This is a genomic window from Paenibacillus sp. FSL H8-0280 (assembly GCF_045040665.1).
Lineage (GTDB): Bacteria > Bacillota > Bacilli > Paenibacillales > Paenibacillaceae > Paenibacillus > Paenibacillus xylanexedens_A.
The window spans coordinates 1-23,537 of the sequence record NZ_CP150296.1 but is presented as its reverse complement, the minus strand read 5'-3'; the positions used below and the strand labels follow the sequence as shown (position 1 = coordinate 23,537).

Sequence of the window (23,537 nt, the reverse complement as noted above, 5' to 3'; positions counted from 1 at the left end):
TATCATACTATAGGTCAGCGGTTACTCCAACATGAACAACAAAGTAAAGCGTTCAACCGTAGATAATCCATACCCATAATGGAAGCATAATTGATCCGGCAATAGCACTGACAATCATGGAAACTGAACTGAGGGCTACCGCATTCTCTCCATATTCGAAAGACCTTGCCATGCCGAGGGCATGAGATGCTGAACCCAGTCCAATTCCATAGGCATGTTTACTGCGGACTTTGGCCCATTTCAAGAGCATCGGCCCCAATAATATCCCTGAGAATCCTGCAATCATCACAAACAACGATGTGAATGAGGCATTCCCTCCAACCTGATTAGCGAGTTGAATAGCCACAGGAGTGGTCACAGATTTTGGCAATAAAGCGATGACCATTTCCTGAGGATAACCAAGCAGAATGGCGATTAAAGCACCTGTGGAGACACCTGTAATACTGCCTCCGATTGTTCCACCCACAATGGGAATGATATTTTGCTTCAGCACATGCAGATGTCTGGACAAGGGAAAAGCGAGAGATACAACTGCTGGACCCAAGAGCTCCTGTATCCATTTGCCACCCAGCATGTACGTATCCAGCTTTATACCGGAAATCACCAAGATCAGGATCAGTATGGCAGTTGTTGTGAGTACAGGCATAAGGATCGGCCATTTCAGCCTTTTATATAGACGAGTAGCTGGAATATATACAGCGATGGTTAGCGCGATCATTCCAATTCCGAGGATGAATGCTGACAAGTGATCGCCTCCTTTTTGCCTGAATGAGACGATCTCCATGTCATAAGCCACTCACTTAATTTGGCAGATATCAGACATGTGATTAATGTGCTAACGATCAAACCCAGAACCAATAACAATGTGTTAGCTCGAAAAAAATCAAAGTGATTAATAATGCCCACAGTTGGCGGGATGAACAACAATTGCAGATGAGATTGAAGCCACGTCGACCCTTCTTCTCCCCAGCTCATTTTGATCCATCCCAGTTGAATGGTGACAAACAATACCAGCATGCCCACAATACTGCCTGTTAACGGCAGATGTAATACAGCTTGAATCAAGTTTCCAATCCAATAAAAACCGTACATCAACAAAACTTGCAGGACTATTCCTGTATATTTTTTTAGCGGAATACCCAAAGTGTTCCCTTCTTTCTTATGTCTATCTGTATAAGTTGAACTAGAGCCTGTCTTCATACCTGCCGAAAGCCGGAACATAACTGAACGTGTCTGGAGCAGGGCACGGAGCGGGAGCGCTAACGATCCTGTGACGTCTTATTCAGCGATTTAATGCGCCCACAGCAATCTAAGGAATCTAAAACACGCTATATTGGAATAACCAGCCGTTTACAGCGTGTTTGTTAGGCGAATTTGGTTAATAACATGTCTCAGGTTCCTTACAAAATAAAAGGAGGACTCGAAGGCTAAATAAGACGTCCTCGGTTCCTTAGAAAATCGTCGGACAATTCGCCAGGATCAGCAATCCTTAACTTCAAGATGTTGGACCCTGACATCCTTCAACGTATTGCATGCCTGAGTTTGAAGACACACCCTAGCAACTAGATTAATGACCAAGAGACCCTCACATGTGTAGGGTCCGGTATCGCTATCCGTATTGGTCATATTGTCCACCTATTGGTGAGTGCAATTCAGATCTTCATGTGTTCCCTTCATTCCTTCATGACCCTCAATGACTGTAGAGATGCATCGGATACCCCATGAAACTTTGCTCCTTCATCCCGCAGCAGTTGTATACGTGCCACCATCGATGTACTAATACGTTCACCCGGATATACAAGCGGAATCCCTGGAGGATACGGGACTACCATCTCAGCTGATCGACAGCCTGCGCTTTCTTCTATCGGCACATTGATCGTATCCATCTCCACAATCGGTTGCAGTGTAAAGGAGATCGGTTCCGAGTAGCGAGTTTTTTCTTGTAAATTGTTCCACGTGGAAATATAATGTGCCGAACCTTTCGCAAGCTGATGTGATGGCGCTGCATTAGATTGGACCTGCTCATGCCCATTGGCAGAGCTGATATGGTGTAAAGCCTGCAACAGGTGCTGAGCATCTTGCACCGTTGAGCCCAGGCTGAAGAGCAAGACGACGTACCGTTCGTCGCTCATCTCGGGCACACAGCCGCATGCTTCTAGCTGCTGCTGAAGCCCATAACCGCTCAGCACCCCTGTGCCGTCATAGATGACGGCCTTGAATGGGTCCTGAGCGGTATACCCCGCGGCAGATGGCTTCGCCGCCGCGGTCAGGCCCTCCCGTGTCTGCTGTGCAGCGGACACGGACATGCCAGCCGGCTTCGCTGTTCCGGCTGGCGGTTCTTGCTGCAGCGGCTGTGCAGGCTGCAGCAACTGAAAGGGCGGCAGCTCCGCGAGGCCGCGCTTAAAAGCATTCACGGCAGCGAGCCCCGCCGTGAAGGTGTTCGCGCCCTGCACATGCAGCAGGCGCCGCGCCAGATCAAGCGAAGCCATCACCGGGTATGATGGGCTTGAGCTTTGCACCATGGCCAGGCGCTGCCTTAACAGGGACCGGTTTAACCGTGGTCCCTGAATGTGCAGCATGGCACCCATGGTGAAGGCCGTCAGCATCTTATGCGTCGACTGCACAACACCGTCTGCTCCGCATGACAGTGCAGAGACAGGCAGCTCCGGATGCTGCCCATAATGCGCGCCATGCGCTTCATCCACGAGCAATGGCATGCCAGCAGCGTGGCATACCTCGGCTATAGGCGTCAGATCAGCGCCCATGCCGTAATAGTTGGGCAAAGTGACAAGTACTCCCTTTGCCTCAGGATAGGACTGGACAGCAGCCTGAACCGTCTCCACCGACGGCATGACCGCAAGTCCAGACACAGGATCGACCCACGGCTCCAGAAATACAGCTCTTGCGCCTGCCAGCATTAACCCGTGAATAACTGATTTGTGCACATTCCGTTGCACCAGCACAATACTGTTTGGCTCATCACACACGGTGAGCAGTAAGGACAGATTACCTGCTGTACTGCCTCCCACAAGGAAGAAACTCTCCTCAGCGCCAAAACAATCTGCCGCAAGCTCCTGTGCTTCCTGGATTACACCTTCCGGATGGTGCAAATCATCAGTGCCCGTGATCTCCGTAACATCCATCTCCATCATTTCCAGAAATGAACGCACTGGTGTCAGTTCTATTTCCAAACGAATCCCTTCGTCACCAAAATGTTTCCCGCTCGCCAGATCAGCCCCATGCTCATACACCGAACTGAAACGCTCTACCTTCTGATTAACATTCTTTCCTCCATCATTCTGAATCTCACCGTTGTGCTGGTGTTCCTCATTAACGATATCCTTAGCTGGAGTTGTCCCTGCTTCTGCTTGTTCCAGCAAATGTCGATAAGCTTGTCCATTCTTATGCCCAGGCACATGAAAAGAACGCTGCTTCGAATCACGATACGCAAGCAACGCTTCATATAAAGGGGCTCTACTTGATTTATTTTTATGATCCATGAAATAACCATCCTGTACATATATAATGTGCGCCCTATGCGCTCCAAAATGCTTCCTAATCCAAGAAACGCCCTTTTTCCCTATCTCCACACGCGTTACTGCAAATGATCTATATCATTATATCAGCATACGCCTTCCCAAGATGGCAAACAAGACAATCTCTTCTCTTAAAAACAGAAAAAGGCCCATTGGGCCTCTATACACATCAGCATCGTTACAATGTGATGTTTCGCTTCTACTTCTATTAGCAACATTCATTATGCATTTTTTTGTACCCAAATTTGCTTCATTTGATGAATAAAATAATTGTACTTGGCATCCTGCGCGTCGGTATGAACCATTTCTGCTTCACAAGTGTCACATATGAATTCAGATACAATAAAAATGCCTTCTTTTTTTCTTTGCTCGCAGATAATACATGTGTGTTCGGCATGTTCTTCCATGAACCATCCCACCTTGTTTTACGTTTACTATCAGTATTGCACAGTTTCTATTATTTTAAACATTTTCATAGTGCTTTCTTTCTATAAAATATATATATTCGCCCACCCCCTCTTGGGTGTCTGTACCGAAAAATACATTCATTCTCCCTACAAGAACATTCACCTGCTTATCTATATACAGTAATCCTACATTCCATCGCATTTACCTCTACATCACGTATCCCATGGCCTGACTCAAACTTATATTCAATTTCCTTAAAAAAACTTGGAATCCCAGCCGATATATAATACATGATAACGATATCAAAGCCTGACAGTCCGTGTATTCGGGAGTATACTGAGGTAAGCTCCGTCGAATCTCAATATCTTGTACAATCGTCATGGCGTGAGATACAAGGTTCATATATACATACATGTATGATTCATTCCCTTTTACTCATGTAAGAAAAACGAATACCTACCCCACACAACCGTGAATCCGAAGGAGGATATATAATCGTATGATCGCCGAACCGGAGAATAAAGCAACATTTTATCAATACCGGCTTCTGAAAAAAAAGGCTATCGCCCGCAGTGTCATTTACAGCTATCTGTGTCTGCCGGTCATCATGCTCTTATTCAATCTACTCGCATTCTCCTGGACTGGCCTCTTCTTTTTTGTACTGGCAGGTCCAATCACCATCTGGATTCATTATGTCATCGCCAGAACGATATTACTTCTGGTCCGTACCTCTTACGCCAAACGCTGGCGTTGGAATATGCGTATGCCCTGGTTAGGTTATATCCCTGATCAGCATTTTAGCTTCCGTATGTTTGTCCGGGTACACCTTAACATGAGCTGGATTGGACTATGTATCATTACAGTATGTTTGATATGGTCGCCATTGTCCTTTACCCTCTCGCTGATCTTCTGGCATTTGTGGTTGTTGGGTCCTCGCTTGTATGTTGTAATGGTGCTCTCCCGTGAGCGCAAAGACGGACTCATCAAATTGAATGAACAAGATGTCTCATACTATCTGCAATAACGCTCCCTCGTTTATGCAATACTCAATGAACCTCACTTACCTGTAATACATAACCGCTGAGCCCTTCGAATAATCTGTTACAAAAACATAATCGTGTATCGTTCAGTTGACTCAGCCTCACATGCTCAAATAAAGGTTGTCCACAGTGGATAACCTTTATTTATTGTCCCCTTCTCATCCATTATCCACAGTATGGGTATAGTAAAATGAGTTATCCCCACTCGAGGCTCCGTTCTTCTCTTCTTTTCCTCCCGCTGCTCCATATCCTCATAACCCCAGATATCTCGTAGATCTTACACCTTTGAGCGATCTTTTGCCTCAGTCTCAGCTCTATCTGCCCTCTAGCTGCTTTCCATCAGCCACTCATTACCTCAATACCTTTATACAACTTATCTCTCCCCTCTACTTTTGGCGCTCTATACTCCCCTATGCTTCACGCACGCACACATACCACCTATACGTGTACGAAAGAAACTGCTCCATTCCTTCTGTACCTGTATGACCTCTGATCCACCATACGTGATGGGTTCTCCCATCATTACTAAAGCCTACTTCTCTAAATAACAAAAAGCCCCCGATCAAGTACACGGGAGCTTTACTATATTATAAGGAACATCACAACGTTAATTAATCATATGCAACCTTACCCGCAACAGCTCAATCGTCTTCAGCCAATGATTTAACTGTCGCTTGAGTAGCATCATTTCTAGGAACCATTAGTGTAAAGGAACCATCATGTACTGCTAAATGCACAGTATGTCCTTCCTTTGCAAATACACGCAAGGTACTGGATTCATTGGATGTACCCTTGGCTTGCTTCTCTGTCCAACCCCAGCTTTTAATCTCGTCTAGATATACCTCAGGCAAGCTAGTACTCTCACTAATACCAGACAGCGTATATCGAACATAATCCATATCCGAATTATTTTCAGACTGGTCAGATTTATTCGCTACTTTCGGCACCGGAAAACTCTTTTCGTTCACCGCACCTTCATATGAAGTCCATACAGATCCTGAAGCTTCACCGCATCCTGCCAGAACAACGGTCAAACAAAGCAACAGAAATGATTGTAGTCCAAGTCTCCGCCAACTTAACACACACACCCTCCTTTTCACAGCTGCACATTCCAGCTCTGTGGTCAGGTACTTTTAGCATATTTAACATAGTCCTATTATACTGGTTTTGCCGCTGTTATCCGTAACAAAAATGTTACCTTCCAATATCGATCATGTCAGAGCTTCTGCTCAACGTATCTAATCCTTATAAACAAATAAAAACCACCACCGAATAACATCGGCAGTGGTTCTTTGCTTGGCGGCGTCCTACTCTCCCAGGACCCTGCGGTCCAAGTACCATCGGCGCTAGAGGGCTTAACGGTCGTGTTCGGGATGGGTACGTGTGGAACCCCTCCGCCATCGCCACCAAACGCGTAGCTTACATTTCAGAGTGTTGTTCTCTGAAAACTAGATTCGAAACGAAACATGCGAATTATCACTTGCTATTGGATAAGCCCTCGACCGATTAGTACTGGTCAGCTCCATGCATTGCTGCACTTCCACCCCCAGCCTATCTACCTCGTCGTCTTCAAGGGGTCTTACATACTGGGAAATCTCATCTTGAGGGGGGCTTCACGCTTAGATGCTTTCAGCGTTTATCCCGTCCGTACATAGCTACCCAGCGGTGCTCCTGGCGGAACAACTGGTACACCAGCGGTACGTCCATCCCGGTCCTCTCGTACTAAGGACAGCTCCTCTCAAATTTCCTACGCCCACGACAGATAGGGACCGAACTGTCTCACGACGTTCTGAACCCAGCTCGCGTACCGCTTTAATGGGCGAACAGCCCAACCCTTGGGACCTACTTCAGCCCCAGGATGCGATGAGCCGACATCGAGGTGCCAAACCTCCCCGTCGATGTGGACTCTTGGGGGAGATAAGCCTGTTATCCCCAGGGTAGCTTTTATCCGTTGAGCGATGGCCCTTCCATGCGGTACCACCGGATCACTAAGCCCGACTTTCGTCCCTGCTCGACTTGTAGGTCTCGCAGTCAAGCTCCCTTATGCCTTTGCACTCTTCGAATGATTTCCAACCATTCTGAGGGAACCTTTGGGCGCCTCCGTTACTCTTTAGGAGGCGACCGCCCCAGTCAAACTGCCCACCTGACACTGTCCCCGCACCGGATTACGGTACCAGGTTAGAACCTAGATACGATCAGGGTGGTATCCCAACGTTGCCTCCACGCAAGCTGGCGCTCACGTTTCAAAGGCTCCCACCTATCCTGTACAGATCGTACCCAAATTCAATATCAAGCTGCAGTAAAGCTCCATGGGGTCTTTCCGTCTTGTCGCGGGTAACCTGCATCTTCACAGGTATTAAAATTTCACCGGATCTCTCGTTGAGACAGCGCCCAAGTCGTTACGCCATTCGTGCGGGTCAGAATTTACCTGACAAGGAATTTCGCTACCTTAGGACCGTTATAGTTACGGCCGCCGTTTACTGGGGCTTCGGTTCACAGCTTCGGATTGCTCCTAACCACTCCCCTTAACCTTCCAGCACCGGGCAGGCGTCAGCCCGTATACTTCGCCTTACGGCTTCGCACAGACCTGTGTTTTTGCTAAACAGTCGCTTGGGCCTTTTCACTGCGGCCCCCTCGTGCTATTCACACTACCGGGGCACCCCTTCTCCCGAAGTTACGGGGTCATTTTGCCGAGTTCCTTAACGAGAGTTCTTCCGCGCGCCTTAGAATACTCTTCTCGCCTACCTGTGTCGGTTTGCGGTACGGGCACCATCACCTGGCTAGAGGCTTTTCTTGGCAGTGTGAGATCATGACCTTCGCTACTACAATTTTCGCTCCCCATCACAGCTCAGCCTTACAATGTGCGGATTTGCCTACACATCAGCCTTACTGCTTAGACGGACATCCATCAGTCCGCGTCACTACCCTACTGCGTCCCCCCATTGCTCATAACGGCTTACGGTGGTACAGGAATTTCGACCTGTTGTCCTTCGACTACGCCTTTCGGCCTCGCCTTAGGTCCCGACTTACCCTGAGCGGACGAGCCTTCCTCAGGAACCCTTAGGCTTTCGGCGGATCAGATTCTCACTGATCTTTTCGTTACTCATACCGGCATTCTCACTTGTATAATGTCCAGCGCTCCTTACGGTACACCTTCAACCCTTATACAACGCTCCCCTACCCCTGATGCAAAGCATCAAGCCATAGCTTCGGTGGTGTGTTTAGCCCCGTTACATTTTCGGCGCAGAGTCACTCGACCAGTGAGCTATTACGCACTCTTTCAATGGTGGCTGCTTCTAAGCCAACATCCTGGTTGTCTGTGCAACTCCACATCCTTTCCCACTTAACACACACTTGGGGACCTTAGCTGATGGTCTGGGCTGTTTCCCTTTTGACAATGGATCTTAGCACTCACTGTCTGACTCCCGGAAGTAAGTCTATGGCATTCGGAGTTTGACTGAGCTTGGTAACCCTTGCGGGCCCCGCACCCAATCAGTGCTCTACCTCCACGACTCTGTTTTCCGAGGCTAGCCCTAAAGCTATTTCGGGGAGAACCAGCTATCTCCGAGTTCGATTGGAATTTCTCCGCTACCCCCACCTCATCCCCGCATTTTTCAACATGCGTGGGTTCGGGCCTCCAGTGCGTGTTACCGCACCTTCACCCTGGACAGGGGTAGATCACCCGGTTTCGGGTCTACGTCCACGTACTAAGTCGCCCTATTCAGACTCGCTTTCGCTGCGGCTCCGGCTCTTCACCTTAACCTTGCACGGGAACGTAACTCGCCGGTTCATTCTACAAAAGGCACGCCATCACCCCTAAAACGGGCTCTGACTTTTTGTAAGCACACGGTTTCAGGTTCTATTTCACTCCCCTTCCGGGGTGCTTTTCACCTTTCCCTCACGGTACTGCTTCACTATCGGTCGCTAGGAAGTATTTAGCCTTGGCAGATGGTCCTGCCGGATTCATACGGGGTTTCACGTGCCCCGCACTACTCGGGATCCGTCTCGGAGGGAACCAACTTTCAACTACAGGGCTTTTACCTTCTTTGGCGGGCCTTTCCAGACCTCTTCGCTTAACCGGTTCCTTTGTAACTCCATGTGAGACGTCCCACAACCCCAAAGAGCAAGCTCTCTGGTTTGGGCTTCTCCGCGTTCGCTCGCCGCTACTGACGGAATCACTATTGTTTTCTCTTCCTCAGGGTACTTAGATGTTTCAGTTCCCCTGGTATGCCTCTGCACAACCTATGTATTCAGTTGTGAGTAACTGGAAATTACCCCAGCTGGGTTTCCCCATTCGGACACCCCCGGATCAAAGCTTGCTTACAGCTCCCCGAGGCAGTTTCGTTGTTCGCCACGTCCTTCATCGGCTCCTAGCGCCTAGGCATCCTCCGTGTGCTCTTAGTAGCTTAACCATTTTGTTCCGGTTTCGGTCGCTCGCTTCCCTTGGTTTGGACTACGTCCAAATCCAAAAGTCGCTCTCACCCGATACCATCACAAAAGCAATTTAACTACCTTTATACACTTGACTTGTTTAACACAAGTTCAGCTAAAAAGGAATGTTCTAATTCGCGTTTGTTTCGTTTCGATATCTAGTTTTCAAAGAACAAGCTCCATGCAAAAGCAAGCTGTTTGAGAGTTTGAGCTCTCAAAACTGAGCAACGAGTGAGTAACTAGCCGACCTGGCTAGATTTTGTATTTGAATGTTTCCGTTGCAGGAAACGATTCTCCATAGAAAGGAGGTGATCCAGCCGCACCTTCCGATACGGCTACCTTGTTACGACTTCACCCCAATCATCTATCCCACCTTCGGCGGCTGGCTCCTTGCGGTTACCCCACCGACTTCGGGTGTTATAAACTCTCGTGGTGTGACGGGCGGTGTGTACAAGACCCGGGAACGTATTCACCGCGGCATGCTGATCCGCGATTACTAGCAATTCCGACTTCATGCAGGCGAGTTGCAGCCTGCAATCCGAACTGAGACCGGCTTTGTTGGGATTGGCTCCATCTCGCGATTTCGCAGCCCGTTGTACCGGCCATTGTAGTACGTGTGTAGCCCAGGTCATAAGGGGCATGATGATTTGACGTCATCCCCACCTTCCTCCGGTTTGTCACCGGCAGTCTATCTAGAGTGCCCACCCGAAGTGCTGGCAACTAAATATAAGGGTTGCGCTCGTTGCGGGACTTAACCCAACATCTCACGACACGAGCTGACGACAACCATGCACCACCTGTCTCCTCTGTCCCGAAGGAAAGATACATCTCTGCATCGATCAGAGGGATGTCAAGACCTGGTAAGGTTCTTCGCGTTGCTTCGAATTAAACCACATACTCCACTGCTTGTGCGGGTCCCCGTCAATTCCTTTGAGTTTCAGTCTTGCGACCGTACTCCCCAGGCGGAGTGCTTAATGTGTTAACTTCGGCACCAAGGGTATCGAAACCCCTAACACCTAGCACTCATCGTTTACGGCGTGGACTACCAGGGTATCTAATCCTGTTTGCTCCCCACGCTTTCGCGCCTCAGCGTCAGTTACAGCCCAGAGAGTCGCCTTCGCCACTGGTGTTCCTCCACATATCTACGCATTTCACCGCTACACGTGGAATTCCACTCTCCTCTTCTGCACTCAAGTCACCCAGTTTCCAGTGCGATCCGGGGTTGAGCCCCGGGATTAAACACCAGACTTAAATGACCGCCTGCGCGCGCTTTACGCCCAATAATTCCGGACAACGCTTGCCCCCTACGTATTACCGCGGCTGCTGGCACGTAGTTAGCCGGGGCTTTCTTCTCAGGTACCGTCACCTTGAGAGCAGTTACTCTCCCAAGCGTTCTTCCCTGGCAACAGAGCTTTACGATCCGAAAACCTTCATCACTCACGCGGCATTGCTCCGTCAGGCTTTCGCCCATTGCGGAAGATTCCCTACTGCTGCCTCCCGTAGGAGTCTGGGCCGTGTCTCAGTCCCAGTGTGGCCGATCACCCTCTCAGGTCGGCTACGCATCGTCGCCTTGGTGAGCCGTTACCTCACCAACTAGCTAATGCGCCGCAGGCCCATCCCCAAGTGACAGATTGCTCCGTCTTTCCAGTTTCCTTCAGGCGAAGAAAACAATTATTCGGTATTAGCTACCGTTTCCGGTAGTTGTCCCAAACTTGAGGGCAGGTTGCCTACGTGTTACTCACCCGTCCGCCGCTAACCATCAGAGAAGCAAGCTTCTCTTCAAGTCCGCTCGACTTGCATGTATTAGGCATGCCGCCAGCGTTCGTCCTGAGCCAGGATCAAACTCTCCAATAAAGTATTGAAAAGAGCGATAAGCTCATTTTGAATCTGACGAGATTAAAAATCTCATTTGTGCTCCAGTCGATTCAAGCCAAGGCTTGTTTCAAACTTTCGCGTTCATTCTGCAAGCAGAATGTTTACTCACTCGTTGTTCAGTTTTCAAAGATCAAACTTGTTTCGTTACCGAATGTCGTTCTCTTCAGCAACTTTTATATCTTATCACATCCGAACCAACTTTGCAAGCTCTTTTTTTAAGTTTCTTTCGAAGCTTATTTCATTTGCTTGCCGCACCGTGTAAACCGTGTTTTCTTAGCCGGAATTAGAATATACCATGTACAGATATTGAATGCAAGTCTTTTTTTGAGTAGTTATATATCTTTCTATAATCTTTCTGTTTTTTTCTACACCCCCACATTTATTTCACGTAAAAAGCCTCTCTATAAAAGAAAGGCCCTCTCATCAAGTTACTTTAATATCTATTGTTATCCGATAACCTCTTGGATGTGAAGTTGCCGTTGCTGCATCAGATTAATGATGGTTCCTTCTACTGACACCATAGGCCGTGTAGGATGATCTCGATCAGAGAATACGATCTCTCCAATCTGGTTATTGCTGAGTTTCACTCGGATGCCATTATGGATCTGGGTCGACCGTTGAACAAATACACTTACGATTGCAGGGTCCAATTTCCCAAATGCCTCACTTTGGATCTGTTCTAGGACTAGGTATGGTGATTGTGCCTTGCGGTAGATCTTCTCCAGGGTCATGGCGTGGAAAATATCAGCGATAGCTACAATCTTGGCATAAATATGAATCTGCGTCCCACTAAGCTGCAACGGGTAGCCTGATCCATCCACTTTTTCATGATGCTGCAAAGCTGCAAGTCTGGCTCCCTCATTAATGGCCTTTGCCTGTTTAAGGATCTGATAACCATATTTCGTATGCTGACGAATTTCTTCCTGCTCTGTAGCCGTCAAGGTGGATGGTTTATGGAGAATCTGAGGATCTACCTTGTTGTTACCAATATCATGGAACAAGCCTGCAAAAGCCACTTGCATCCAATCCTTGGAGGGGAGATCGATCCATTGAGCCAGTTGATAGGATGTGATCGCACTCAGTACGGCATGGTGATATACATAATCATGTTCTTGCATTACTCGTGGACTGAAGGTAAGCACATTATATTGTTTGAGCTGTGCAAACACAGACTCCAACTGTGTACGTAACTCATAGACCGGTAATTCAGCCGCCAGAGAGGACAGGAAAGCATTTTTGGTTAGTCCGACCATCTTCTCATACTCATCCTGCAAAGACGTTACTACAGGAGCTGTGGTGACGTTCCCTGTCTTCCCAGCCCGTTCAACATTGTTGTCATTGGCAGAACTTGCTGCGGACACAGATGCACCTTTGGTTCCTGTACTACTCGACGCCATTCTTTCTTGTTCAATATCTACCTGTTGAATCATAAAGGCTCTGAGCACTTCCATATCCTTGGGTAAAATGACTTTTCCCTTCTGAAGCAGAACGCTGCCGCGAAGTGTTTGCACATCACTCCCAAGTTTGAGTCCTGGTTTGACTTCTGACAGGGTAATTAATCCCATGTGTATTCCCCTCACTCATCGTTCTTCTATGTTAATACAAACAAGACCATAGTCCCGGTTTTTCATGATATTTCCCATTATATTACTCAGGAATCAGGCTGTACATCCCAGATTCGGAAGAATAAAAGAAGAGATTCCTTTATACAAACAAAAGGGCTCCCGGTGGGAGCCCTCGCAATCTTCTTCCAATCTCAAAGAGATCAGTCTTTATAAAATTCTATTTTATGCGTCCGAACCGGAATCGTCGTCGCCCTCAACTTCATTAACCTCAGCGTCAGAAATGGTGCCTTCTTCCAAGCTTACTTCCGGAGCTTGGGACTCCTCGCCTTCCAAGCCTTCAAGCGACTCATCGTCTGGTTCCTCTTCATTTTTGTCAATTCGGCTGACTGTAGCTACTGAATCCTCGTCACGAATATGAATCAGCTTCACACCCTGCGTGTATCGACCCATAGTGGATATGCCTTCCATGCTCATCCGGATCAACGTACCGCTAGACGTGATAATCATCAGATCCTCTTCGGTTTTAACCATTTTGAGGCTGACTACTGAGCCGTTCTTCTCTGTGACATTAATAGTCTTGATCCCTTTACCGCCACGAGTCTGCATCCGATAATCACTCACAGGTGTACGTTTACCGTAACCTTTGGCTGTAACGATCAGAACATCAAGCTCTTTATCAACTACATCCATGCCGATAACAGCATCCTGTTCATCCAATGTAATCCCTTTGACCCCGGTTGCACTACGTCCCATGGAACGTACGTTACCTTCCGAGAATCGAATAGACATTCCGTGAGCTGTACCCATGATGATCTCTTGCAATCCATCGGTCAGCTTAACATCGATCAGAACATCATCATCACGTAAGGAAATACCGATCAAGCCGCCTTTGCGAATATTGGTGTAATCCTCAAGTGGCGTCTTCTTCACAACCCCTTGGCGGGTAGCAAAGAACAAGTATCTGTCACTTTCGAATTCCTGGACCGGAATTACGGCATTGACCGATTCGCCCTGCTCGATCTGGATCAGGTTGATAATCGGCGTTCCCCGTGCGGTACGTCCAAGCTCTGGAATCTCGTAAGCTTTGAGACGGTACACTTTACCTTTGTCAGTGAAGAACATGAGGTAATTGTGAGAGTTGGTCACAAACAGATGCTCGACAAAGTCGGTATCTTTTGTATCCATACCCACGACCCCACGTCCACCACGTTTCTGGCTGCGGTATGTGGATACCGGCAGACGTTTCACGTAGCCTGTATGAGTAATCGTAATGATAACCTCTTCACGTGGAATCAGGTCCTCATCCAGAATACTCTCTTCACCTACAGTGATCTCTGTACGACGATCATCGCTGAAGCGGTCGCGGATCTCTTGCAGCTCCGTACTGATAATCTCAAGCACCAGATGTTCATTCGCCAGAATTTCACGATACTCTCTGATTTTGACCATCAGTTCGTTATATTCATTTTCAATACGTTCGCGTTCCAGACCTGTGAGGCGTTGCAAACGCATATCGAGAATAGCTTGAGCCTGATCATGACTGAGTGAGAAGCGCTCAATCAAACCTTCTCTTGCTGCATCCGCATTACTGGATGAACGAATCAACGTAATAATCTCGTCGATATGATCCAGCGCAATACGTAAACCTTCTAGAATGTGTGCACGAGCTTCAGCCTTTTTCAGTTCAAACTGCGTACGTCTGCGAATAACCTCAATCTGATGCTGCAGGTAGTGATACAACACTTCGCGCAAGTTCAGGATTTTAGGTTCTTTATTAACAATCGCAAGCATGTTAATCCCGAAAGTGGATTGCATCGATGTATGTTTGTACAGGTTGTTCAGGACAACCCCCGGATTCACGTCTCTGCGAAGCTCAATTACAACCCGCATACCATTACGGTCAGACTCATCACGAAGGTCAGTAATACCATCAATCTTTTTATCACGTACCAACTCGGCGATTTTCTCAACAAGTCTCGCCTTGTTTACCTGATAAGGCAGCTCCGTAACGATAATTCGCGCCTTGTTGTTGTTCTCTTCGATGTTGGTTTTAGCCCGCATCGTTACTGAACCACGTCCGGTCTGATACGCCTGGCGAATGCCTGAACGGCCCAAAATGTAGCCGGACGTAGGGAAGTCTGGTCCTTGAATGTAATCCATGAGTTCCATGGATGTAATGTCCGGATTTTGAATCATGGCCTGTACACCATCAATGACCTCACCCAGATTATGAGGAGGAATATTGGTGGCCATACCTACCGCGATCCCGCCGACCCCATTGACAAGCAAGTTAGGAAAACGAGCAGGCAGGACGATTGGTTCATGTTCTTCACCGTCATAGTTCGGCTGGAAATCAATCGTATCCTTGTTGATATCTCTGAGCATTTCCATAGCAATCTTGGATAAACGTGCTTCGGTGTAACGCATGGCTGCTGCCATATCACCATCGACCGATCCAAAGTTACCATGTCCATCTACATGCATATAACGCAGGGAGAAATCCTGTGCCATCCGTACCATCGTCTCGTAAACAGCAGAGTCACCGTGTGGGTGATACTTACCGATAACTTCGCCGACAATTCTGGCTGATTTTTTATGTGGTTTATCGGGTGTCATGCCAAGCTCTGACATCGCGTACAGAATACGCCGGTGAACCGGCTTCAATCCATCACGCACGTCAGGTAAGGCACGGCTAACGATGATGCTCATCGCATAATCCATAAACGATTCACGCATCTCGACGCCTATATCCCGATCTGTAATCTGAGAGTTCATTTCTTCCGCCATGCTGGACCTCCTTCTTGTCCTTCAACAAACGTTCCATTCCGTCATGCAAAAAAAGTTGATTATATGTGAAAAGCCTAACAAGGCTAAAACCGCGCAAGAACGCTACTCTTTATTATATTACTTTCACAAAAGTTACACAATTAAACGTCCGCTGGGCAATAGCCTTTCTTCCGGGAACTTCTGCGTGTCTAGGGATACGCCCTGCCTTCCTCCCCAATTGCACATACAATGCTAGAAAAACGGCATATGTACTGTGCCTACCGAGGCTAAAGCCATTCCCGTCCTACGATCAAACTGCAAATTGTGCAGCTCATCGCACAAAACGCCATATTTCTCTATTATACCACTGAAATCGTCTCTTGTCCTTTGATTTCTCCGTGTCTGTCCCTCTTTAGAACTGAGCAAAACATGAAAGGACTGATGAATCTTGGGTATCCAACGCGTCTCCAGCAAATGGGCCAAAACAGCTGTATTACAACGCAGTCGCATTGTGAATGAATATATCCCAGTGACCCGAAAATATAGCCGTCAAACTCTGGAACGAATGACTGAATTATTTGAGTCCAACTATATCAAACCGGACCGTGGTACTTACGGTAATGGCGTTATGCGGGTGAAAACAACCCGTTTATACGAACCTGTCGTTAATTCCGAAGATTCCACCACAGATACAGAGGTTTCGGAAGAAACCAATGATCGGAACCTGCCTGATGAACCCGAAGCAAGTGCTGTTACCTCCAGAGCTACCTATCTCACAACAACATATCAACTCCAATACGGTACAGAGGAGAGATCATTTCATTCCCTGGACGAACTCGAACGAGCACTGAATGATCGCATTCAGGAACGTGAATATATCATTCAACAGGGAATATCGCTGATGAAGCATGAAGATTTGCCTTTTGACTTGCGTGTGTTAACTCAGAAAAATCTGCAACACAACTGGGAAACAACAGGTATTCTGGGACGTGTTGCTGCGCCGGGCAAAATCATCACCAACATTCATGGTGGTGGGCGATTGGCCACGTTTGAAGAACTCGTACTCCCCCATCTTCAACAGGATGGCTTCAAGAAACTCCGTACTGAGCTGTACCGCTTAGGTATTCATACCGCTGTACAATTGCAAACATCATTTCCAAGACTCAAAGAGATTGGTATTGATATTGCGCTAGACGAAGCAGGGCGTCCCTGGATTCTTGAAGTCAACACACTGCCAGGCATTTATGCCTTTGGCTTATTACCGGACAAGGAGGCTTACCGGAAGATCAAACGTTATGCGATTGCGTACGGTCGTTTGCCCTCCAAAAAGAGTAAGAGCTCCCGTCCATCCCCCAAAGCACAGGCCTCGTCTGCCAAAAAACGTGTACGTAGATAACAAAGGGTACGGAAGTCTAAGTTACGCCTTCCCTGTTCCAGACCTTCTCTAATATAAAAAAAGGCGCCCTCTCAGGCGCCTCTTCGAATGTGTTAAATGTCGAGGTTTTTCACGTATTTCGCATTTTCCTGGATAAAGTCACGACGCGGTTCAACATTATCCCCCATCAGGGTGTCAAACATGGTATCAGCAAGGATGGCATCATTAATCGATACCTGCATCATGGTCCGGCTCTCCGGATCCATCGTCGTTTCCCACAATTGTCCGGCATTCATCTCGCCAAGACCTTTGTAACGCTGAACGTTGAATTTCGCATTTTCCCCGAGCGTTGCAATAATTTCATCGCGCTCTTTCTCGGAACCGGCATAACGAATTACTTTGTTACGCTCAATCTTGAACAATGGCGGTTGTGCAATATACACATAACCTGCCTCAATGATTTTACGCATGTACCGATACAGGAATGTCAGCAATAGTGTCCGAATATGAGCACCATCGACGTCGGCATCGGTCATCAAAATAATTTTGTGATAGCGGGCTTTGGCAATATCGAAGTCATCACCAATACCTGTACCCATTGCCGTAATAATTGCTCTAATCTCCGCATTACCCAAGATGCGGTCGAGACGAGCTTTTTCCACGTTTAGAATCTTACCACGCAGCGGCAAAATCGCTTGGAAATGACGATCCCGACCTTGCTTCGCTGATCCGCCTGCAGAGTCACCTTCGACGATGTACAATTCGCTGATTGAAGCATCCTTGGATGAACAGTCTGCCAGTTTACCTGGAAGTGAGCTTACTTCGAGTGCACCTTTACGACGTGTCAGTTCACGGGCTTTACGGGCAGCTTCACGCGCACGTGCTGCTTGCAGTCCTTTTTCCAAAATGCGACGGGATACGGAAGGGTTCTCTTCCAGGAATTCCTGCAGCTTCTCGGCAAACAAGGATTCGACAATCCCACGCACTTCGCTGTTGCCCAGCTTGGTCTTGGTCTGTCCTTCAAATTGCGGCTCCGGAATCTTGACCGAAATAATAGCTGTCAAGCCTTCACGCACGTCATCCCCGGAAAGGTTCCCCGTGCTGTCCTTGATTACCCCCGCCTTACGGGCGTAGTCATTGATAATCCGCGTAAGGGCACTCTTGAAACCTGATTCATGCGTTCCGCCCTCATGCGTGTTGATATTGTTCGCGAAGGAATAGATATTCTCGGTGTAGTTGTCATTGTATTGCAGGGCAACTTCCACCTGGATGTTATCTCTGGAACCTTCAACGTAAATTGGATTCTCATGCAGTACTTCGCGCTTCTGGTTGAGGAAGGAGACGTATTCGATAATGCCGCCTTCATACAGGAATGAGTTGGTTGCACCTGTACGCTCATCCGTCAGTGTAAGACCAATACCCTTGTTCAGGAACGCCAGCTCACGAATACGGGCCAGCAAGATGTCATATTCATAAACTCTTGTTTCCGTGAAAATTTCAGGGTCCGGATGGAATCTAACCGTTGTTCCTGTTTCGTCGGTTGTACCGATCACTTTCAGGTCGTACTGTGGAGCTCCACGGCGATATTCCTGTTGATAGATATGTCCCTCACGTTTAACCGTTACAACCACTTTTTCAGAGAGTGCATTCACAACGGACACACCAACACCATGCAAACCACCGGATACTTTATATCCGCCGCCGCCAAATTTCCCCCCTGCATGGAGGACAGTCATAACTACCTCAAGTGCAGGACGTTTCATTTTGGTATGTTCGCCGACAGGAATACCCCGTCCGTTATCGACTACAGTCACGCTATTGTCTTCATGGATACTGACCTCAATGTGGTCACAGTAACCTGCAAGCGCTTCGTCAATACTGTTGTCCACTACTTCCCAGACCAGATGATGCAGGCCCTTGGAACTGGTGGAACCGATATACATCCCCGGACGCTTCCGTACGGCTTCCAATCCTTCAAGGACCTGAATTTCATTCGCATCATATGACGGTTGATTCATAGACATGCCTTTCACCTACTTCTATAGATTCAATATCGTAAATATGCGTTAACTAATAATGTTTGCTGAAATAGGTAACGTCCTTCATTTCAGCCAGATGTCCACATAAAAACAAGCAGAAAAAGACATACCTTATGCGACACAAACGCTAGAGATCAGGAAAAATGTGAGCCCGCTTCTTCAGCGTGGCTGAGGAAATAGGCGAGTAGTACACAATGTTTTTGGTCACCACAATGGACTTCGCTTCCTCTTCACCGATGTGTTCCACTGTCTTTTCCTGCTCGGCATGCGTGACATACTGCTTGGAGATCTTTGAGGATTTTTCAATCGATATATCAAAAATAGCGACCAATTCGGAAGAACGGATGATCTTCTCACCGCCCAGATGAATGTACATAAGCCCCTCACTCCTTAGCGTTCAACCTGTCCGGCATGAACGTGATAAATACTGGCATCTTTGAGCTTGTCAACGTTCAGGCTCTCGATCCCCGTAGCCGTAATAAAGGTTTGCACCTTGCTCTGGAACGTTTCGATCAGCTGCGTCTGGCGAAAAGGATCCAGCTCGGACAGAACATCATCCAGCAACAGAACTGGATATTCTCCGATTTCTTCATGAATCAGTTCAATTTCCGCAAGTTTAAGGGACAACGCTGTTGTGCGCTGCTGCCCCTGCGAGCCATATGTTTGTACTTCCCGATCGTTAATGAAAAAGGACAGGTCATCCCGATGCGGCCCACTAAGGGTTGTGCCTCGGCGAATCTCCTGCTCTTTCATTTGTGATAATTTTATCATAAATTGGTCCATTAAGACAGCTTCATCTTCCTCAGCGGCTTCGCTGAAGGAAGGAAGGTAGGCCAGCCGCAAGACTTCTCCGCCTCCGGTGATCCCCTGATGAATCGTTTCTGCCCACTTTTGCAGTTTCTTTATGAATTGTTTCCTTTTTTTGACGATTTTAACACCATGCTCAACCAGTTGTTCGTTCCACACCTCAAGCATGGTCTGGGCTGATGCCCCTTGTCCCCATAACTGCTTAAGCAAATTGTTTCGTTGGACGAGCACTTTTTGGTATTGCTGTAGGTGATACAGGTAGCCAGGTGCTACCTGCCCGATCTCCATGTCAAGAAACCGGCGGCGGACCCCCGGTGTGCCTTTTACAATCTCCAGATCCTCCGGTGCAAACATCACAACATTGAGCGCTCCGACAAAATCACTTAACTTGCGCTGCTCCAAGCCGTTAATTTTTGCTTTTTTGCCTTGTTGCGACAAAGATAGTTCAAGCTTGACCGATCCGTACTTTTTGTCGACCTCTGCTGCAAGTCTGGCACGTTCCTCACCGAAACGGATTAACTCCTTGTCACGGGATGTACGATGGCTCTTGGTGAGTGCGAGTACAAAAATCGCCTCTGCAAGATTGGTCTTGCCTTGGGCATTTTGCCCGATCAACAAGTTTACGGGACCAAAAGAGTCCAGTCTGAGATGTTCATAATTGCGGAAATTCTGCAGATCAATGCTGTTCACAAACACGCGGTAACCTCCCTTTTATCCCGTCCGTCAGGAGGCAGCAGGATCGAACTGGTCTTCTTATTCTGCAGCAACTTCGAATGTGCCTTCTCCGTCCACTTCAACGATATCCCCAGGGTATAACTTACGTCCCCGGCGTTCCTCAGGCTCTTTATTCACACGTACAAGACCTTCCTGAAGCAAAGCTTTGGCCATACCTCCAGTTGGGATGCAATCAGCCAGTTTCAAAAATTGATCAAGCTTAATATATTCCGTACGAATCGTAACTTGGTTCACTGTGATCTTCCTTTCGTTAGTTGGTCGTCCGATATGGCAATATCACGTAAAGGCTGTGACTGTCATCCAGCGGTTTCAAGATAATTGGACTCATGACTCCTGTAAAAGCGATCATCAGCTGCTCACTTTCAACAACTTTCAGCACATCCAGCATGTATTTGGAGTTGAACGAGATTTTTAACGGATCTCCTGTAAACTCGGCAGGTTCGATTTCTTCTCTTACTTTACCTAGCTCGGAAGAACTTGAAGAAATTTCAACGGATCCCGAATCCATCGTTTGCATACGCACGATGTTTGTTTTCTCTTCACGCGACAGCAAATAAGCCCGGTCAATGGATTCACTTAATTTTTTTGTATCTAAAACAAGTTCTGTTTTGTATGACGTTGGAATAATTCTAGAAGTATCGGGATATGTTCCGTCCAAAATACGAGAGTAGAACAATACACGGTCGATTTTGAACAGGACCTGGTTATCTGCAACAACGATATCCACAAGGGTATTTTGATCCGGAACAATTTTGCTGAGTTCGTTCAGCGTTTTACCGGAAATAACCACGTTGTTGAAGCGGATACCTTCTGCATTATCCAGCATTGCTGATCGAGTAGCAAGACGGTGACGGTCTGTTGCCACAAATTTCAATTCGTTGTCACCCAAACTCCAGAGTACACCTGTCAGGATTGGAGTAGTCTCATGTGTGGAAATGGAGAAAACCGTTTGTTTGATCATATTTTTCAGCAAATCTCCTGGAATGGAGACCGTTTGGTTTTCTTCGATGCTTGGCAGTACCGGGAATTCTTCCGGATCAAGACCTACCAGTTGAATTTCGGTAGCACCTGCGGAGATAAAGGTGTTGAAGTTCTCTTTGACTTCCATGTGCACTTCTTGCGATGGCAGCTTCTTGATGATCTCCACGAAAAACTTGGCTGGCAAAACTACACTGCCCGGTTGATCTACCTGAACTACGCTTTTATCTCCATCTTCAAGCGGGATGAAGGATTGAATGGATATATCGGTGTCACTTGCTGTCAACGTTACACCCTGATGATTCACGTCGAATTTGATACCGCTCAGAATCGGAATCGTCGTACGGCTCGAGATCGCTTTGGATACTTGCTGTATGGAATCGTTTAAGTAGTTTTTCATTATGCTGATTTTCATGGTTTCACTCCTAGCTGATTTTTTGGGTGTTGGGGTGTTAAAAGGTGTTTTTCAAAGGCCGAAGGCTAAGCTCCGAAATGGCTATTTTGGAGATGATATCTTTAAGATCTTTTTAGTAATAATAGTAATAGGGGCACTGAATATGTGGATAAGTGGGTATAAACCCGTACACCCAAGCCTATCCACATGTGTATACGTTGTGCATAGGCTTGGGACTTGTTCAGGTTGGATTCTTTATTTTTTCGGTTAAGTTGTTGATAACTTTATAGAGATCCTGATCGTTTTTAATCGCTTGGGAGATTTTTTCGTGAGCATGTATGACAGTGGTATGATCTCGTCCTCCGAATGCTTCCCCAATTTTGGGCAGAGAAAAGTCTGTCAGTTCACGAGAGAGATACATGGCAATCTGTCTTGGAAAAGCAACTGCCTTGGTCCGTTTCCGTGCTTTGAAATCTTCAAGCTTAAGGCTATAATACTCGCCGACCTTTTGTTGGATGTCATGAATAGTGATCATTTTGGGACGACTGGAAGGAATAATATCCTTCAGTGCTTCAGCTGCCAGATGAGTGGTTACATCTTGATTAGTCAGCGAAGAATAAGCAACGACCCGAATCAGGGCGCCTTCCAGTTCTCGGATGTTGGTGTCAATCTGGTTGGCAATGTACATCATCGCTTCATTCGGAATATCCAAGTTTTCCGCACGTGCCTTTTTCCGCAGAATAGCGATCCGTGTCTCCAAATCTGGAGGCTGGATATCCGTAATTAACCCCCATTCAAAGCGAGAACGAAGCCGTTCTTCCAGTGTCGGAATTTCCTTCGGTGGTCTGTCGCTGGAGATGATAATCTGCTTCCGTTCCTCATGCAGCGCATTAAACGTATGGAAAAATTCCTCTTGTGTTGATTCTTTTCCCGCCAAGAACTGAATATCATCAATGAGCAAAATGTCGACGCTCCGGTATTTGTTACGGAAGCTCTCCCCGCGGTTGTCACGGATCGAGTTAATGAATTCGTTCGTGAATTTCTCAGACGACAAATAAACGACTTTGCTGCCCGGATCATGCTCCAGAACATAATGTCCGATCGCATGCATCAAGTGAGTTTTACCGAGACCTACTCCTCCATACAGGAAGAGAGGGTTGTAAGCTTTGGCGGGCGCTTCAGCGACCGCCAGCGATGCGGCATGGGCAAAACGGTTGCCCGGCCCGATGACAAATGTATCGAACGTATATTTCGGATTCAGCATGCTGAGTACGGCTTCTTCCTGTACAACTGTAGGCGTTGGCGCCGGCAGTTGCGGGTCCGGTTCAGCAGGCTTGTTCTCTTCGATGACAAATTTCACATCGACTTGCTTGCCAAGCAGCTCGTATACCGTCGAGCCAACCAATTTGGTGTAACGGCTCTCCAGCCATTCGACGGCAAACGTGGTTGGTGCGGAAATGACGATTGAACGGTCATTCAGCTTGGTGGCTTTGGTTGCTTTGAACCAGGTGTCAAAGCTGGGTTTGCTGAGTTTGTTTTGTATGATTGATAAAATTTGCTGCCATAAATCAGAAGTATGGCTGTCCAC

15 protein-coding genes and 3 rRNA genes are annotated in these 23,537 nt (G+C 47.4%); 2 read left to right on the top strand and 16 right to left on the bottom strand.

The window, feature by feature from the left end; genetic code table 11:
* Positions 1 to 52: 52 nt before the first annotated feature.
* The 4 genes from MHI12_RS00090 to MHI12_RS00075 form a co-directional block, all read right to left on the bottom strand.
* Complete coding sequence (locus tag MHI12_RS00090) at positions 53 to 745, bottom strand: LrgB family protein (protein ID WP_051449580.1); 693 nt, start codon at positions 743 to 745, stop codon at positions 53 to 55.
* Positions 715 to 1,143 (bottom strand): CidA/LrgA family protein, encoded by a 429-nt coding sequence (locus MHI12_RS00085; protein ID WP_083677614.1) that lies wholly within the window; start codon positions 1,141 to 1,143, stop codon positions 715 to 717. The genes MHI12_RS00090 and MHI12_RS00085 overlap by 31 nt, the downstream gene beginning before the upstream one ends.
* Before the next feature lie 530 nt (positions 1,144 to 1,673).
* Positions 1,674 to 3,500, bottom strand: coding sequence for an aminotransferase class I/II-fold pyridoxal phosphate-dependent enzyme (locus MHI12_RS00080; RefSeq protein ID WP_405171194.1), 1,827 nt, complete (start codon positions 3,498 to 3,500; stop codon positions 1,674 to 1,676).
* Between the two features lie 257 nt (positions 3,501 to 3,757).
* A complete protein-coding gene (locus MHI12_RS00075) occupies positions 3,758 to 3,943 on the bottom strand; it encodes a sigma factor G inhibitor Gin (RefSeq protein WP_315939719.1) in 186 nt (61 codons plus the stop codon).
* A gap of 500 nt (positions 3,944 to 4,443) precedes the next feature.
* Between MHI12_RS00075 and MHI12_RS00070 the strand changes: the two genes are divergently transcribed.
* Positions 4,444 to 4,968, top strand: a complete 525-nt coding sequence (locus MHI12_RS00070; protein WP_036606136.1) for a hypothetical protein — start codon at positions 4,444 to 4,446, stop codon at positions 4,966 to 4,968.
* A 657-nt stretch (positions 4,969 to 5,625) separates the two neighbouring features.
* Here the strand turns inward: MHI12_RS00070 and MHI12_RS00065 are convergent.
* The 6 genes from MHI12_RS00065 to gyrA form a co-directional block, all read right to left on the bottom strand.
* The gene (locus MHI12_RS00065) at positions 5,626 to 6,066 is read right to left on the bottom strand and encodes a hypothetical protein (RefSeq protein WP_084174380.1); all 441 of its coding nucleotides are present in this window, start codon (positions 6,064 to 6,066) and stop codon (positions 5,626 to 5,628) included.
* Positions 6,067 to 6,278: 212 nt separating this feature from the next.
* Positions 6,279 to 6,395: ribosomal RNA gene (gene rrf / locus MHI12_RS00060) — 5S ribosomal RNA — on the bottom strand.
* A 75-nt stretch (positions 6,396 to 6,470) separates the two neighbouring features.
* Positions 6,471 to 9,396, bottom strand: a 23S ribosomal RNA gene (locus MHI12_RS00055).
* Between the two features lie 320 nt (positions 9,397 to 9,716).
* Positions 9,717 to 11,269: ribosomal RNA gene (locus MHI12_RS00050) — 16S ribosomal RNA — on the bottom strand.
* The 16S, 23S and 5S rRNA genes sit together here, the layout of an rRNA operon.
* 467 nt (positions 11,270 to 11,736) lie before the next feature.
* Positions 11,737 to 12,855, bottom strand: a complete 1,119-nt coding sequence (locus tag MHI12_RS00045) for an HD-GYP domain-containing protein (RefSeq protein WP_405171193.1) — start codon at positions 12,853 to 12,855, stop codon at positions 11,737 to 11,739.
* 222 nt (positions 12,856 to 13,077) lie between these two features.
* Positions 13,078 to 15,642, bottom strand: a complete 2,565-nt coding sequence (gyrA, locus tag MHI12_RS00040; protein WP_405171192.1) for a DNA gyrase subunit A — start codon at positions 15,640 to 15,642, stop codon at positions 13,078 to 13,080.
* Between the two features lie 427 nt (positions 15,643 to 16,069).
* On the opposite strand from gyrA, the gene MHI12_RS00035 reads away from it, so the two are divergent.
* Entirely contained in the window at positions 16,070 to 17,017 is a 948-nt protein-coding gene (locus tag MHI12_RS00035; protein ID WP_405171191.1) for a YheC/YheD family protein, read from the top strand.
* Positions 17,018 to 17,109: 92 nt separating this feature from the next.
* Here MHI12_RS00035 and gyrB read toward each other — a convergent pair whose 3' ends face one another.
* The 6 genes from gyrB to dnaA form a co-directional block, all read right to left on the bottom strand.
* Positions 17,110 to 19,020, bottom strand: coding sequence for a DNA topoisomerase (ATP-hydrolyzing) subunit B (gene gyrB / locus MHI12_RS00030; RefSeq protein WP_076216622.1), 1,911 nt, complete (start codon positions 19,018 to 19,020; stop codon positions 17,110 to 17,112).
* Between the two features lie 142 nt (positions 19,021 to 19,162).
* The gene (remB, locus tag MHI12_RS00025; RefSeq protein WP_017691405.1) at positions 19,163 to 19,411 is read right to left on the bottom strand and encodes an extracellular matrix regulator RemB; all 249 of its coding nucleotides are present in this window, start codon (positions 19,409 to 19,411) and stop codon (positions 19,163 to 19,165) included.
* Positions 19,412 to 19,425: 14 nt separating this feature from the next.
* On the bottom strand, positions 19,426 to 20,538 hold the full coding sequence (gene recF, locus MHI12_RS00020) for a DNA replication/repair protein RecF (protein ID WP_076216624.1): 1,113 nt from the start codon (positions 20,536 to 20,538) through the stop codon (positions 19,426 to 19,428).
* 57 nt (positions 20,539 to 20,595) lie between these two features.
* On the bottom strand, positions 20,596 to 20,811 hold the full coding sequence (yaaA, locus tag MHI12_RS00015; protein ID WP_036611994.1) for a S4 domain-containing protein YaaA: 216 nt from the start codon (positions 20,809 to 20,811) through the stop codon (positions 20,596 to 20,598).
* Between the two features lie 16 nt (positions 20,812 to 20,827).
* Positions 20,828 to 21,970: a DNA polymerase III subunit beta gene (gene dnaN / locus MHI12_RS00010; protein WP_017691408.1), complete on the bottom strand. Its 1,143-nt coding sequence runs from the start codon at positions 21,968 to 21,970 to the stop codon at positions 20,828 to 20,830.
* 220 nt (positions 21,971 to 22,190) lie between these two features.
* Entirely contained in the window at positions 22,191 to 23,537 is a 1,347-nt protein-coding gene (gene dnaA / locus MHI12_RS00005) for a chromosomal replication initiator protein DnaA (protein ID WP_036611990.1), read from the bottom strand.